The following is a 14,753-nucleotide window of genomic DNA, read 5'->3' on the forward strand; positions in this document are numbered from 1 at the left end:
GTTTGACCTCGCTCTTAGGTATTAAGCATAAAATAATCCGGTCAAATCTGCAAAAAAATAATTGTAAGAGAACATATTAAAAATTTTTATATTTTCTTATTTTTTAATTAATTTCATATAATTAGATAGAAATACAAGAAATTTTCTTTTCAGTCAATTTTGTCAATTTATAAAGCTATAAGCTCATCATAAAATTGCTATAAAAGTAGAAGTTTCAATAGAGTATTCGGACTTAAAATTCCTGAAATACTAGTCTCTATACCATGAATGGAAAACTATCCAAAACTTTGAAATCATTATTTCCGGTAACCTTTGATTGAATTTTAACTAACTAAAATCCCTGCTCTTGCGTATGAACTTTGGACACCTCTCTAGAAAAATTTGGTGATGGGAGCAACTTTTACCTAACTCCTAATGATTAAATTTCCGCTCTCCATTTAAGATGTCTATCTAGCTCAATTTGCTCAACATATTAATTAAGCAAAATTTCGAAAAAAATGCTATTAAAGGTATTCAGACAAAATAATTGCTGTTAAATTGTACAAGGACAACAATTGATAATTCACATTTTTTTAACATCCAGACGGTTTAGTATATTGTTGTTTTAATTATATTTTAAGAACTAAAGAATAATATCAGGAGTCATATATGAATAAATGGATCAAACTTTCAGTCATGAGCTTAGCGTTATCAGGCGTAGTTGCCTGCTCGAATGATAATGCACAAAATAAATCAGATCATCAGGCTGCATCTGGTGAGAGCGTAGCTGCAGATAAACTGCAAACCCGATTTGTCAATATTGCGACAGGCGGTGCCTCAGGTCCTTATAATGTCATCGGGACAGGATTGGCTGAAATCTATAACAAGACCTATGGCGTGAGTTCCAAAACCCAGACCACAGGGGCTTCTGTCGAAAATCTAAATTTATTAAAACAGAACAAAGTTGAAATGGCCTTTGTCATGAGCGACAGCTTAACTGAAGCAATTAATGGTCAAGGCAGTTTTAGTTCTAAAATTGACAACGTGCAGCAGATCGCTGCTCTTTATCCAAACTATGTACAGATTGTCACTTCAAAACGTTCTGGCATCAAAAATATTGAAGATCTCAAAGGCAAACGTATTGCAGTGGGCGCCCAGAATTCAGGTGTAGAAGTGAATGCCCGTACTCTATTGAACGGTTTTGGTATCACTTATAAGGATGTCAAAGTAGATTACTTAGGTTATGCCGAAGCAGCAGATGCCTTGAAAGGTGGCAAACTGGATGCAGCCTTCCTGACCAGTGGTATTCCAAACTCCTCCCTAATGGAACTGCAACAGGGTTTTGACCTTCAATTGGTCAGCATCAATCCTGATAAAGTGAAAGCGATTGCCAAAGATCAGGCGTATTTCCTGCCAATGACCATTCCAAAAGGTACCTATGGCAATGCTGAGGATATTCCTACAGCTGCGATCATGAATGCGCTGGTGGTTCGTTCTGATCTCTCTACAGATGATGTATATAAGCTAACCAAAACGTTCTTCTCCAGCTTGGATCAACTCGCCAATTCACATCAGGCTGCTAAAGAAATCACATTAGAAGGTGCGCAAAAAGGTCTAGTTGCCCCACTGCATCCGGGCGCGCAAAAATTCTATGATGAGAATAAAGCGAACTGATGAAATGGATACAAGGTGCAGCGATTGCTGCACTTTTTAGTTTGGCTGCTTTTTTTATTAGCTGTGTTTGGCTGACATTTTCGTATATTTTTGTGGAAGTGAAAGAGCAAAATTTTCAGTGCAAAATTGACCAGAAATCTTTTCAGCTGAGCTGGATGCATTCGGTAGAAAGAACACAGTGGAAAGAACGTTATCTTCTAGACAAGGACCATTTCATTCTGACAGATACTCAGTTCATTTCATTTGGTGCGGGTACACCTGATCAAGGTACTATTACTCGACAGGATGATGGCAATATCCATATGCAAATCAACCGGAAGATGAAAGAAATCAATTGGGTGATTTCACGCAGAATGCAGGGAAAAATTGAGAGTGCTGATCGTATCTGGAATATTTATCAGGATTTTCCCGACTATAGTACGGTACAACTTTCCATAAAAAAAGACAGCCTATGGAAAAAAAGAGGTTTAAATGATTGCCTATGAATCCACAAGAAACAAGAAATGTGACCGAAGCACTGGATGATCAACAGCAACAAGAATTATTAGAAAAATTTGACCGCGAATCTGTCACTCGCAACCCGATTAACAAATCGGTTCGCTGGTTTATTGCTGCCTTGGCAATATCCTATTCGTTATTTCATCTTTATATTACTTTTAATCCCTTACCCGAATTGATTCAACGTGCAGCGCACGTATCGATCGGTCTGGCGCTGATTTTCTTGTTGTATCCAGCACGTCAGGCCAGCAGTCGGCAAAAGGTCGCGTGGACGGACTGGATTTGGGTGATTGCCTCTTTCGCTTCTTTCTTTTATCTATTTAAAGAATACCAAGCCATTATGACCACCCGAGGAGGCATTCCTAATACGCTGGATATTGTCTTCTCAATTATGACGGTAGTATTGGTGGTCGAGGCTGCTCGACGGGTGATGGGCTGGATGTTGCCGATCCTGGGACTGATTTTCTTAAGCTATCCGTTTATCAGTCATTTTGACTGGATGCCGGATCGCTTGCTGACCCGACCCTATACATTCAGTGACATCTTTGGGCAAATGTATCTGAAAACTGAAGGTTTATATTCTTCAGCCATTGGGGCATCAGTGACCTTTATTTTCCTGTTTATTCTGTTTGGTGCCTTTCTGGCTAAATCAGGAATGGGAAAATTATTTAATGATCTCGCCATGGCACTTGCCGGGCATAAGCAAGGTGGCCCTGCCAAAGTTGCGGTGATTTCCAGCGGTTTTATGGGCAGTATTAATGGGACAGCGGTTGCCAATGTGGTAGGAACCGGTTCATTTACCATTCCTTTAATGAAGAAAATTGGCTATCACAAAAACTTTGCCGGTGCTGTTGAAGCCAGTGCTTCTGTGGGTGGACAGATCTTGCCGCCAGTAATGGGTGCCAGTGCCTTCATCATGGCAGAAACTACAGGTGTCAGTTACGGCACCATTGCCTTAGCTGCGGTATTGCCTGCCCTGCTGTATTACCTCGGTGTGATGGCACAAGTCCATTTCAGAGCTGGCCGGGATCACCTGAAAGGTGTTCCCAAAGCTGACCTACCACGGGTCAAAGAAGTTCTGAAAGAACGAGGACATTTATTATTTCCGATCGTTGCTTTGGTGTTCTTCTTATTTCAATCCATTCCGGTTAGCTATGCGGCTGTGTATACGATTTTATTGACTATCGTGGTTGCAGCATTCAGAAAATCGACCCGCATGGGACCTAAAGAAATTCTGGAAGCGCTGGCAGATGGTGCCAAACAGTCACTTTCCGTGATGGCGGCCTGTGCGGTCGTGGGTATTATTATTGGTGTGGTGAGCTTGACCAGTTTTGGCTCGGTGATGACTTCTTCGATCATGAGCATTGGTGCCGGCAGTCTGTTTCTGACCCTTTTCTTTACCATGATTGCATCGATGATTTTGGGTATGGGCCTACCATCCATTCCTGCCTATATCATTACGGCAACGATGGCAGCTCCGGCTTTAGCCAACTTTGATATTCCAATCCTAGTCGCACATATGTTCGTGTTCTATTTTGGCCTGTTTGCTAATATTACCCCTCCCGTCGCCTTAGCCGCCTTTGCCGGTGCCGGAATTGCCGGGGGTGACCCAATGCGGACTGGATTCCTGGCGCTGCGCCTATCCCTAGCCGGATTTATTGTGCCGTTCCTATTTGTGTATAACCCGGCGATGCTGATGATTGACACAACAAATATTGCAGTTAATGCTAAAGAATTCGCCTTACCGGCATGGAATGTCATTTTAAGCATTACCGTGACATCCATTGTCGGCATTCTGGCACTTGGCGCTGCAGTAGAAGGCTACTTTAAAACCGCGATGAATTGGTTCTGGCGCATCTTCCTGGGGGTGGGCGCACTCATGATGATTGTGCCTGAGACCATGACCGATATTATCGGCACCATCATGGTAATTATTGCGATTGGCTTTAATATCATTCAGGCAAGAAAAGAAAATACAGTCACGACTAAAACCTCATAAAAAAAGAGAGCCTCGGCTCTCTTTTTTTCACTATAGAATCTTAGAAAATACGAGTTTTATCTTTTTCTGCTTTTGGCAATTTTGCTGCAATTTTCTGAGCAATGGCCATATAACTTTCAGCAGCATCATCTCCAGCAATCACTGAAGGCTTACCGGCATCGGCATTTTCACGAATCACTGCATTCAAAGGCAAACGACCGAGCAATGGAATATTGTATTGCTCTGACAGTTTATCACCGCCGCCTGTACCAAAGATCTGTTCTTCGTGACCGCAATTTGAACAGATATGGGTAGACATGTTTTCGACTACACCCATCACTGGAATCTGCACACGATTGAACAGTTCAATGCCTTTGGTCGCATCCAGCAATGCCACGTTTTGTGGTGTGGTGACGATCACAGCACCTGTGACTGGAATACGCTGAGCGAGCGTTAACTGAATATCACCTGTACCTGGTGGCATGTCGATCATCAATACATCCAGATCTGGCCATAAGGTTTGATTGAATAGCTGCATCAAGGCGCCCGTTGCTTTAGGACCTCGCCAAGCAACGGGCGTATTGTTATCACCCGTTAAGTGCCCAATTGACAGCACTGCCATACCATACGCATCGAGTGGAACAAACTGCTCGGCTTCGATCATCGGGGTTTTGCCGGCATTGCCGAGCATCGTCGGAATACTTGGACCATAAATATCTGCATCCAGTACACCCACTTTCAAACCTAATTTTTGCAAAGCCAAAGCCAGGTTTACAGTTGTTGTAGATTTACCAACACCACCCTTGCCGGAAGAGACCAGAATCACATTCTGAATACGTGGATGCTTCGGCACATCGCGTTGCTGTGGGGCAGCTTTCTGGATCGGTGGATTATTTGGGTCAGCTTCTGCTTGGGCTGCATGACCTGAAGCATCAACCACAGGTGGCAGATTCGATTTTGAAGCAGCAGTTTGCGGCTGGCTGGAATAGCTCTCACCTTCCGCATGATGATGTCCACAACCGCCTTCTTTCTTATGGCCCGTCTTTTGCTGAATCACATGCAGGTTTAGTTCTTTGATGCCGCATTTCTCTAGCGCATCCGCCAGTTCATCATGAATCTGCTGTAACTGCTCTTTTTCTTCCGGATAGGTATTAATGGTGATCTGTAGTATCTCACCTTGCACATTGACCTGAGTAATCCGGTCTTTCAGTGCATTGGTAGAATTTGGCAAGACATAGTTTTGCAGTACGTTCTGCACAGCTTCTTCGTTCACCTCCTTGGAAGGCGAAAAAACCGATTTAAGCGAAGAAAGCCAGGACATAGGTTACTCCAAAAATATAGATAGACATCTGAATAGCTTAGTTTAACGAGGTTTTAGGCTTAGGTTAAGCGATCTGTATTCAGAAGCCTGAAAGACGAATATGATTTCCAACTATTTTACTTGGTTTTAAATGATTGCAGGGAAGAAAATTTATAAAGTGAACATCATCTCTTATTTATTATTTTATATTATTGATATTTAAAATTTTAAATAAAATTAACTAGATAGTATGCATTAAAAAGCCACTTCATTCAAATACTGAATGAAGTGGCTTTCAACATGAAATGATTATTTATGATTTTTATCTTGGTCAGTCTTGTTTTGCCCAGATTGATCAGCTTTATCCTGATCCTTTTTAGCATCATCTTTATTATTGGTCTGATCTGAATTTTGGTCCTTATCCTTAGCATCCTTAGAAGAAGAATCCTGATCCTGCTTTTTAGAATCATCTGACTGAGACTGGTCATCGCCTTTCATTTTAGTCATAGTTTCAGCCGCCATCTGTTTCAACTCATTCAGTTTCGTAGCAGCTTCATTCACCAACTCACTAATTTTGACTTTGGTATCTTCAAACTTGTGTAGCGCTTCATCTTTTAAATTTGCCATACGATCCTGGTCAGCCTGATTTGCTGATTTATCTCCAGAACTTTGATCCTGTGCCTTTTTAGAATCATCTGAACCTTGCTCGCCATTTTTTTGGCTGTCTGATTTGCCATTTTTCAGATCATTCAGAATCTTTTCGCCTTTTTGCAATAACTCTTCACCAATTGCGATGGCTTTCGCTTTTAAGTCATCCATCTTGGTACTTTCAGCTTTTTTATCTGATTGATCACCATGATTAGATTGGTCATTTTTAGACTCATCTTTTTGCTCTGATTGCTGATGATCAGATGCTTTAGAGTCTTGCTGATGATCAGACTTTTCATCAGCACCATTTTTTTGGGCTTCTAGGACTTCTTCATGCTTCTGCTTATGCTGTTTATCAATCTCGTTCTGCTTTTGCTCTTGTTCAATCTTGTCATGCAGCTCTCGTGCATGTCGTTCTTTATCTTGATTCTGTTTTGAAGTACTTGTCTGGTTATTCTGAGTCATGAGTACCCTCCTAATGCGTCATAATAAAAATGATCAGCCAAATTTTTAGCACAAAGCACGCAATGACGTAGGTGAATTAAGCAAACTGCAACAAAGCCTGTACATGTTGTTGCTATTGCTTGCAGGAAGTAGCATCAACTTATCTCAACCGAATTTTTAAGGGTCAATTACCCGTCTATAGCCTGTTTTTGTATTCTGAATATTCAGCCTGATTTATTCCTCGTGCTTCTGTAAAAGCATTTCTTTGTAATCCCTTCTGCATCATGTAAAATTATGGCCCATTGCATAATGAATACGAATGAGAGAGTGAATCCGTGCGTAAAATCCTAGTCACTAATGCCCTTCCTTACGCCAATGGCCCGATTCATATGGGTCACTTACTCGGCTATATCCAGGCTGATATATGGGTACGTGCGATGCGTGCAATGGGTCATGACGTGACGTATGTCTGTGCGGATGATGCTCATGGTACAGCGATCATGCTGCGTGCAGAGGCAAATGGCATTTCACCTGAAGCACAGATCGCCAATGTGCAAAAAGAACACATTCGTGACTTTGACGGTTTCGGTGTGCATTTCGATCATTATGACTCTACCCACAGTGATACCAACCGCGCCCGCGCTTCAGAAATCTATATCAAAAACCGTGAAGCCGGCAATATCGCAGTTCGCCCTGTAACCCAGTTATTTGATCCTGAAAAAGGCATGTTCCTGTCAGACCGTTTTATTAAGGGTACATGCCCAAAATGTAAGGCGGAAGATCAATACGGCGATTCATGTGAAGTTTGCGGTACAACTTACAACGCGACTGAATTATTAAATCCAAAATCGACTTTAAGCGGCGCGACTCCTGTTGAGAAATCTTCGGATCATTACTTCTTTAAACTGCCAAATTTTGGTGAATACCTGCAAAAATGGACCCGTGACGAAGGCCGTCTACCCGTATCTATCGCCAACAAACTGGATGAATGGTTTGACAATGGCTTGAATGACTGGGACATCTCACGTGATGCACCGTATTTCGGCTTTGAAATTCCAGATGCGCCAAATAAATACTTCTATGTGTGGGTGGATGCACCAATCGGCTATATGTCGAGCTTCGAGAATTACATCAAAACTAAACGTCCTGATTTAAGCTTCGATGATTTTTGGAAAAAAGATTCTAAAAATGAAGTCTATCACTTCATTGGTAAAGACATCGTTTACTTCCATGCCCTGTTCTGGCCTGCAATGCTGGAAGGTGCAGACTACCGCACCCCAACCGGTTTATTCGTGAATGGCTTCCTGACTGTGAATGGTCAGAAGATGTCGAAATCACGTGGTACCTTCATTAAAGCTGAAACTTATTTACAGCATTTGAACCCTGAATACCTGCGTTATTACTTTGCTTCTAAACTTTCTGACAAGGTTGAAGATTCTGACCTGAATCTGGATGACTTCGTTCAGAAAGTAAACTCTGACTTAGTCGGTAAAGTCGTAAACATTGCCAGCCGTTGTGCGAAATTCATCAATACCAAGTTTGATAACAAGTTAAGTGCAACTTGTGCCGAGCCTGAGCTGGTTCAAAGCTTTATTGATGCTGGCGATTCAATTGTCAAAGCTTATGAAACTCGTGAATTCTCGGCAGCGATCCGTGAAATCATGGCACTTGCAGATAAAGCCAATCAGTACATCGATGAGAAAAAACCTTGGGCTTTAGCGAAAATTGAAGGCGAAGAACAACAGGTTCACGATGTGTGTTCTGTAGGTATCAACCTGTTCCGTCAATTGGCTGTGTATTTAGCTCCAGTTTTACCAACATTGGCTGCTCAGGTTCAGGACTTCCTGAAATTAGCTTCTTTCGACTTTGCTTCTCGTACAGAAATTTTGACTGGTCATGAAATTGCATTGTTCCAGCCACTGATGCAACGTGTTGATCCGAAAGCTGTGGCTGCAATGGTCGATGCGTCTAAAGATTCTTTAGCTGCACCTGCTGCTGAACCAGCAAAAGCTGAGAAGAAAAAAGAGAAAGCTAAAGAGAAGAAAGCTGAACCTAAAGTCGGTGAAGCTGAAATCATCACCATTGATGACTTCATCAAAGTTGACCTGCGTGTAGCGGAAGTTCTAGAAGCTGCAATCGTTGAAGGTTCTGATAAACTTCTTCAATTGACTTTAAATGTCGGTGAAGCTGAACCACGTAACGTATTTAGCGGTATCCGTGAGTTCTATAAACCGGAAGACCTGAAAGGCAAACTGGTGGTGATGGTCGCTAACCTTGCTCCACGTAAGATGCGTTTTGGTATTTCAAACGGTATGGTACTTGCGGCTGGTAATGGCGAAGGTGTTTGGGTGATTTCACCTGAATCTGGCGCTAAACCGGGTGATAAAGTGTCTTGAGATTTAGGTCTTAGATAGAAGAAGAGCCTCTACTGATGTAGGGGCTTTTTATACCTTTAAGTTCCCTCTCCTTTTTTAAAGGAGAGGGTTAGGGAGAGGATTTATTGAATCACTGCCCCATATTCTTTTTATAAAACACAATTCTTCTGCTCAGGCATTGACTTACTTTTGAAAGATCAAAAGTAAGGCAGATAACAAAATAGTGGTCATAGCCCTCATCCCAACCTTCTCCCAAAGGGTGATGGAGCTTTCAATAAAGTTTTAAAATTTATATCCAAGTATGATAAAAAAGCCTCTATCTTTAGAGGCTTTTTTAGGTCAATCAATAAATCAAATAGCACTTATTTATCAAGGAAAAATTCCCAGATGACATAGCCAATGCCGAAGCCTAGCAATGAATATAAGGTAATAATGAAAAATACAAATGCTGCATTATTTTTCTTTTTCCAAAAACTCATAGCGATACCCAAGGCTGTTTGCAATACCCCATGTTAACGGGCTTTTTTATAAAAGTGAAATTTATCTAAGTAATTTATTTATAAAAATATTTTTAGATAAAAAAACTTTTATTTCCTTATAAAATCAATATACAGATTCAAACTGAATGCCTAGTACAGATATTCAATTCCTCTTCTCTCTTTAAAAAATGGTAAATATTTTTATATTCTATTTTCATGCTTTACATGCTAATACATAGCATAAACTTCACAACCATAAGAATTGCCATGAATATTTTAAAGACATCCTTTCTCACTTCTTTACTTTCATTTTCTGTTTTAGGTGTAAGTGTGAGTCAGGCTGCTGAACCTGCAACGATTACTTCACAAAAACAAGTCGCTGGCTACTACCATCACCAAATTGGTAATACTCAGATTACTGCCCTGCTCGATGGTACAAACTACTTAAATCCATCGATGTTTAAAGGCCTAAGTGATGCAGAAAAAACTGAGATTTTGAAGAAATATCATGCCGATCAAGCCAAAGGCATACAGACTTCAGTCAATGCCTACCTAATTAATACAGGCAATCAATTGCTCATGGTGGATAGCGGTGCTGCAAGTTGCTTTGGTGCACACTTAGGGTCAATTTATAACAACCTCAAAGCATCAGGTTATCAGCCTGCACAGGTGAGTGATATTTTTTTGACTCATCTACACCCTGACCATGTCTGTGGCATTTCAAATGACGGCGCAGCAAATTATCCAAATGCCACCTTACATATTTCCAAAACCGAATATGACTACTGGCTGAGTCCAAATACCGTCAAAAAACTACCAAAAGACCAGCAGGAAGGTTTCTTGGGCACCGTAGAGAAAATTAAAGCAGCCCTTGCACCCTATGAAAAAGCTAAAAAAGTGAAAGTTTTTTCTGATAAATCTTTAGCCTTTGGTAGGGTCGAGTTTAAGCCATCCTTTGGTCATACCCCAGGGCATTACAGCTTTAAACTCAAATCCGATGGTCAAGAAGTGGTTTTTGTCGGTGACATCGTCCATTCACATACCTTGCAATTCGACAAACCTGAAACGGCCATAGAATTCGATGTTGATCCTAAAACTGCGGTAGAAACCCGTTTAAAGCATTTTGCTGAATATGCCAAGCAAGGTCAGACCATTGCAGCGCCACATTTACCATTCCCGGGAATCGGTCATATTTACTCGAAAGATGGAAAGAGCTATCAGTGGATTCCTGTGCATTTTAAAGATTAATTGAATACTTCAGAGATTTTAGCTCCAGATGAAACCCTAATTCTTTAGGGTTTTATTTGTTGGAGATATAGCTAATCAATGGTCTATATAACTTCTAAAATTTAAAATCATCTTTCACTTAATTTTTTTAAATTTTTTCTTAAAAATCCTTTCACTTTTCATGTGCACCTTTAGCACACATTTTTAACACGCCATTTTCGGTGATAAAGCTAAATATCTAAAAAACAAAATATAAATTTAAATTTTATCTTTTCTTATGATGTCTTAGTTTGGTGCATAAAATTCTATTGTGCTTTATATCGAGTCTTGTCAGTTTCAAGAAATTCTTTATCAAAATTTCCCTTGTTAGTAACTCTTTTCGAATCAGTTTGCCTCTATATACTGGATTTCTTTTGTGATTCTATGCACTAAATTGGAACGCACATGCAAAATATAGACTTATTATTTCTCCTTCTCGGTGCAGTTCTAGTGCTTGCCATGCATGCAGGATTTGCATTTTTAGAACTAGGGACAGTTCGCCATAAGAATCAGGTCAATGCCTTAAGTAAAATTCTCACTGACTTTTCCCTATCCGCCATCGCTTATTTTCTGATGGGCTACTATATTGCCTATGGTCAGCATTTTTTCCACGATGCCTCTACTTTAGCAGCCGATCATGGTTATAACCTGATGCGCTGTTTCTTCCTGCTAACCTTTGCCGCAGCTATTCCTGCGATTATCTCTGGAGGAATTGCAGAACGTGCCAAAATGCGTTCGCAGGCTTTAGCGACTTTATTTCTGGTGGCTCTGATTTATCCATTTTTTGAAGGGATGATCTGGAATGGCAACTTTGGTTTTCAGGACTGGTTGGCAAATACCTTCGGTGCCAGCTTCCATGATTTCGCCGGCTCTGTGGTTGTGCATGGCATGGGGGGCTGGATTGCTCTGGCTGCAGTCGTTTTACTTGGCGCACGTAATGGACGCTATAAAAATGATGGCCGGATTACTGCACATCCACCATCATCCATCCCCTTTCTAGCTTTAGGCTCATGGATTCTGATTGTCGGCTGGTTTGGCTTTAATGTTATGAGTGCACAGCGCCTGGATGCCATTTCCGGACTGGTTGCAATTAACTCTTTAATGGCGATGGTCGGTGGAACCATTGCGGCAAAAGTAGCCGGTAAAGATGACCCAGGCTTCTTGCACAACGGGCCATTAGCCGGACTGGTTGCCATCTGTGCAGGTTCTGATGTGGTACATCCACTGGGTGCATTATTTATCGGAATCAGCGCAGGCGTGATTTTTGTAAAACTCTTTACCTATACCCAAAATAAACTCAAAGTTGATGATGTATTAGGGGTCTGGCCTTTGCATGGTGTATGCGGTGCTTTTGGTGGAATTGCTGTCGGTATATTCGGTCATCAATGGCTCGGAGGCATGGGCGGTGTTTCTATCATTTCACAATTATTCGGTACCGTACTGGCGATTGTGATGGCTCTGGCAGGTGGATTCCTGGTTTATGGTCTGCTGAAAGTGTTGATCGGTATTCGTCTGAGTCAGGAAGAAGAATTTACCGGTGCGGATTTGTCCATTCACCGGATCTCGGCTAATTCCGAAGAGAATATTTTTTAAGCACCAAATAAAAAAAGCCCCGAATCATCGGGGCTTCTTTAATTGTTTGAGATAATTAGAAAATTACTTCATCCCAAAAATCAGCTTTAAGCCAAGTACGGTCATAACCGCCCCTGCTGCACGGTCAAAGCCAGCTTTAAACTTCAAATATACTCGACGTGGCTTTTCAGCAGAAAGTGCAACGGCCACCAGTGAACACCAGCCCGCATCAATAAAGAAACATAAAACCGGCAATACAAAGTAAAAGTAAGTTGGAATTTCTTTTGGTAAAAGAGCAGTAAAAATACTGGCCAATACAATGGCAATTTTTGGGTTAGATAATTGGGTAATCAAACCTGTCATATAAGCACGACGTAAGGACATCTGAGTTTGACTGTCATCGCCTGCATCGATCGGTTCTTTGGCATGCTTGATAATTTTAAAAGCCAACCAGAGCAGATATAAACCACCACAAACTTTAAGCGCCAGATAGGCAGATGGCACCGCCAGCAAGAATGCCTGCAAACCTAGAACTGCCAGCAGACCAAAAATAGCCGCCCCTGTTCCGGTACCTAAAGCTGTAAATAGGCCATGTTTACGTGAGATCGCAATTGAATTTTTTGCTACATAAATAGAAGTCGGTCCTGGGCTCATTGCACCTAACATGAGTGCAAAGGCAATTGAACCTAAAATCCAAAATGATTCCACGTGACCATCCAAACTTAAAATGAATGGCTTATTTTAAGTAAAAATAATTTATTTTGCTTTAATATTTCTACGCAAATGATGCAATATTCGTGCGAAATCCTGCTATTTCTTCAATTGGTCTTGAGCGGTGAGGGATGAATCAAGCATCTTATAATCATGGTCATGCACCGGTACTCCGCCAATGATCATGCTTCGTGAATCAGTTTTAGGTTTATTCAGCGGATCATCACAGCCAGATAAGCCTAAGAGCAATACACTTAAAATCGTACAGGATAGTATTTTCATTATTCTATCCTCCTCTAAGTTCCTTATAGGATTCAGATTAGCAAATTTGTTTAAATTTTCAGCATATGTATTGTGACAATCTACAAAACTTTATTCTCAGTATCAAGAATGCATGATTCTGCCATCCTGCTGATTCTATTTCGCTATAATTTGCTCATTCTTAGCTTATGAAAATACCATGTTTGAAAAAATTGCCCAGCATATTCCAGACCTGCGCATCTGGCTGAGAGACAGGTTTGTAACCATACGCCGTCTGGATCTGGTGCATCCACAAATATCAGGCAACAAGTTTTTTAAACTGAAATACAATTTTCTGGAAGCACAGCAACTTGGCTTTAAAAAGCTGCTGACTTTTGGTGGCGCTTATTCCAATCATATTGCCGCAACGGCGTTTGCAGCACAGCAGTTTGGCTTTGAGAGTGTCGGCATTATTCGGGGTGAGGAACTGGCCCATCGGCCCTTAAACCCTACTTTAGCGTTGGCACAACAATTCGGCATGCAATTGCATTTTGTGAGTCGTGAAGAATATCGACGTAAACAGGACGCTGATTATCTAGAAGCGTTAGCACACAAGTTTCCTGCACATTACATCATTCCTGAAGGTGGTACTAATACATTGGCGATTCGGGGATGTCAGGAGATTCTAAAGGACGGCGATGCACAGTTTGACGTGATCTGCTGTGCAGTGGGTACCGGTGGCACGATTACAGGTTTGATTGAAGCCAGCCAGCCTCAGCAACAGGTAGTAGGATTTTCTGCCTTAAAAGGCGATTTCCTGAATGAGGATGTGGCTAAGCTGACCACGAAAAGAAACTGGTCCATTCTCGATGATTATTGTTGCGGTGGCTATGCCAAAACCACTCCTGAACTGATTCAGTTTATACAGCAATTTGAAGCTGAATATGATATTCCTTTAGAGCAGATTTATACGGGAAAAATGCTGCTGGGAATTTCTGACCTGATTGAAAAAGGCTATTTTCCAGCAGAAACAAAACTGCTGATCCTGCATACTGGTGGACTACAAGGTCGAAATATTTAAATCGCTTAAAGTTCTGATCGAAACTTAAGTGCCTATCGGATTATTTTCATTTAATGCAATTAGCCCTTTCACCAGTCGATAGACATGCCAGACAAAGACAAGAAAAATAATCACAAAACCGATCAGAATCACGGTGAGCAGCCCACCCAGAATATAACCCAGCAAGCTAAACCAGAAGGTTTTAATCTGCCAGTCCACATGACTTTCCAGCCAGGTGCCCCGCATTTCATCACGTTTAATATAATTCATGATAATAGCGATTAATGGGGTTATTCCCAGGAAAAAACCCAGTAGATGAAGAATATAGCTGATCAGATTATATTGTTTGTATGCTGCCGTATCCGTCATAAATTATTCCTTTCATTGTGATTATTTTTTAGGCATGACAAAACTATGCATGAATCCGCCTGCTGCTTCAAATTATTTATGATAAATATTCGCTAACATGTTGTAATTCGGGCAGCCCCTTTCAGGAATAGACAAAGCTGAAATAAAATTGTCTATAATG

General features: G+C 41.1%; 13 protein-coding genes. 7 read left to right on the forward strand and 6 right to left on the reverse strand.

Annotation, left to right across the window (positions count from 1 at the left end; genetic code table 11):
• The first annotated feature begins 648 nt into the window (after nt 1-648).
• The 3 genes from AC4MBN_RS11010 to AC4MBN_RS11020 are packed head-to-tail and all read left to right on the forward strand — an operon-like array spanning nt 649 to nt 4,150.
• Complete coding sequence (locus tag AC4MBN_RS11010; protein ID WP_312157649.1) at nt 649-1,653, forward strand: TAXI family TRAP transporter solute-binding subunit; 1,005 nt, start codon at nt 649-651, stop codon at nt 1,651-1,653.
• Nucleotides 1,653-2,138, forward strand: a complete 486-nt coding sequence (locus tag AC4MBN_RS11015; protein WP_491880204.1) for a DUF1850 domain-containing protein — start codon at nt 1,653-1,655, stop codon at nt 2,136-2,138. Before AC4MBN_RS11010 ends, AC4MBN_RS11015 begins: the two co-directional genes overlap by 1 nt.
• The gene (locus tag AC4MBN_RS11020) at nt 2,135-4,150 is read left to right on the forward strand and encodes a TRAP transporter permease (protein WP_419374743.1); all 2,016 of its coding nucleotides are present in this window, start codon (nt 2,135-2,137) and stop codon (nt 4,148-4,150) included. Before AC4MBN_RS11015 ends, AC4MBN_RS11020 begins: the two co-directional genes overlap by 4 nt.
• 40 nt (nt 4,151-4,190) lie before the next feature.
• Here the strand turns inward: AC4MBN_RS11020 and apbC are convergent, their stop codons facing one another.
• Nucleotides 4,191-5,450 (reverse strand): iron-sulfur cluster carrier protein ApbC, encoded by a 1,260-nt coding sequence (gene apbC / locus AC4MBN_RS11025; RefSeq protein WP_491880205.1) that lies wholly within the window; start codon nt 5,448-5,450, stop codon nt 4,191-4,193.
• A 288-nt stretch (nt 5,451-5,738) separates the two neighbouring features.
• Nucleotides 5,739-6,542: a hypothetical protein gene (locus tag AC4MBN_RS11030; protein WP_491880206.1), complete on the reverse strand. Its 804-nt coding sequence runs from the start codon at nt 6,540-6,542 to the stop codon at nt 5,739-5,741.
• A gap of 314 nt (nt 6,543-6,856) precedes the next feature.
• On the opposite strand from AC4MBN_RS11030, the gene metG reads away from it, so the two are divergent.
• Complete coding sequence (gene metG, locus AC4MBN_RS11035; RefSeq protein WP_491880207.1) at nt 6,857-8,917, forward strand: methionine--tRNA ligase; 2,061 nt, start codon at nt 6,857-6,859, stop codon at nt 8,915-8,917.
• 341 nt (nt 8,918-9,258) lie between these two features.
• Here metG and AC4MBN_RS11040 read toward each other — a convergent pair whose 3' ends face one another.
• Complete coding sequence (locus tag AC4MBN_RS11040) at nt 9,259-9,375, reverse strand: hypothetical protein (protein WP_373683639.1); 117 nt, start codon at nt 9,373-9,375, stop codon at nt 9,259-9,261.
• 267 nt (nt 9,376-9,642) lie between these two features.
• Between AC4MBN_RS11040 and AC4MBN_RS11045 the strand changes: the two genes are divergently transcribed.
• Together AC4MBN_RS11045 and AC4MBN_RS11050 are read left to right on the forward strand one after the other, a co-directional pair.
• The gene (locus tag AC4MBN_RS11045) at nt 9,643-10,623 is read left to right on the forward strand and encodes an MBL fold metallo-hydrolase (RefSeq protein WP_491880208.1); all 981 of its coding nucleotides are present in this window, start codon (nt 9,643-9,645) and stop codon (nt 10,621-10,623) included.
• A gap of 423 nt (nt 10,624-11,046) precedes the next feature.
• Entirely contained in the window at nt 11,047-12,234 is a 1,188-nt protein-coding gene (locus AC4MBN_RS11050) for an ammonium transporter (RefSeq protein ID WP_491880209.1), read from the forward strand.
• A gap of 63 nt (nt 12,235-12,297) precedes the next feature.
• Here AC4MBN_RS11050 and AC4MBN_RS11055 read toward each other — a convergent pair whose 3' ends face one another.
• Together AC4MBN_RS11055 and AC4MBN_RS11060 are read right to left on the reverse strand one after the other, a co-directional pair.
• A complete protein-coding gene (locus AC4MBN_RS11055; RefSeq protein ID WP_491880210.1) occupies nt 12,298-12,921 on the reverse strand; it encodes a LysE family translocator in 624 nt (207 codons plus the stop codon).
• 102 nt (nt 12,922-13,023) lie between these two features.
• Nucleotides 13,024-13,206 (reverse strand): NF038215 family lipoprotein, encoded by a 183-nt coding sequence (locus AC4MBN_RS11060; protein WP_491880211.1) that lies wholly within the window; start codon nt 13,204-13,206, stop codon nt 13,024-13,026.
• 178 nt (nt 13,207-13,384) lie between these two features.
• Between AC4MBN_RS11060 and AC4MBN_RS11065 the strand changes: the two genes are divergently transcribed.
• The gene (locus AC4MBN_RS11065; protein ID WP_491880212.1) at nt 13,385-14,245 is read left to right on the forward strand and encodes a 1-aminocyclopropane-1-carboxylate deaminase/D-cysteine desulfhydrase; all 861 of its coding nucleotides are present in this window, start codon (nt 13,385-13,387) and stop codon (nt 14,243-14,245) included.
• Between the two features lie 24 nt (nt 14,246-14,269).
• Here AC4MBN_RS11065 and AC4MBN_RS11070 read toward each other — a convergent pair whose 3' ends face one another.
• The gene (locus tag AC4MBN_RS11070) at nt 14,270-14,593 is read right to left on the reverse strand and encodes a DUF4870 family protein (RefSeq protein WP_286713247.1); all 324 of its coding nucleotides are present in this window, start codon (nt 14,591-14,593) and stop codon (nt 14,270-14,272) included.
• Nucleotides 14,594-14,753: the final 160 nt, after the last annotated feature.

The organism is Acinetobacter sp. CAU_H_60, assembly GCF_058599385.1.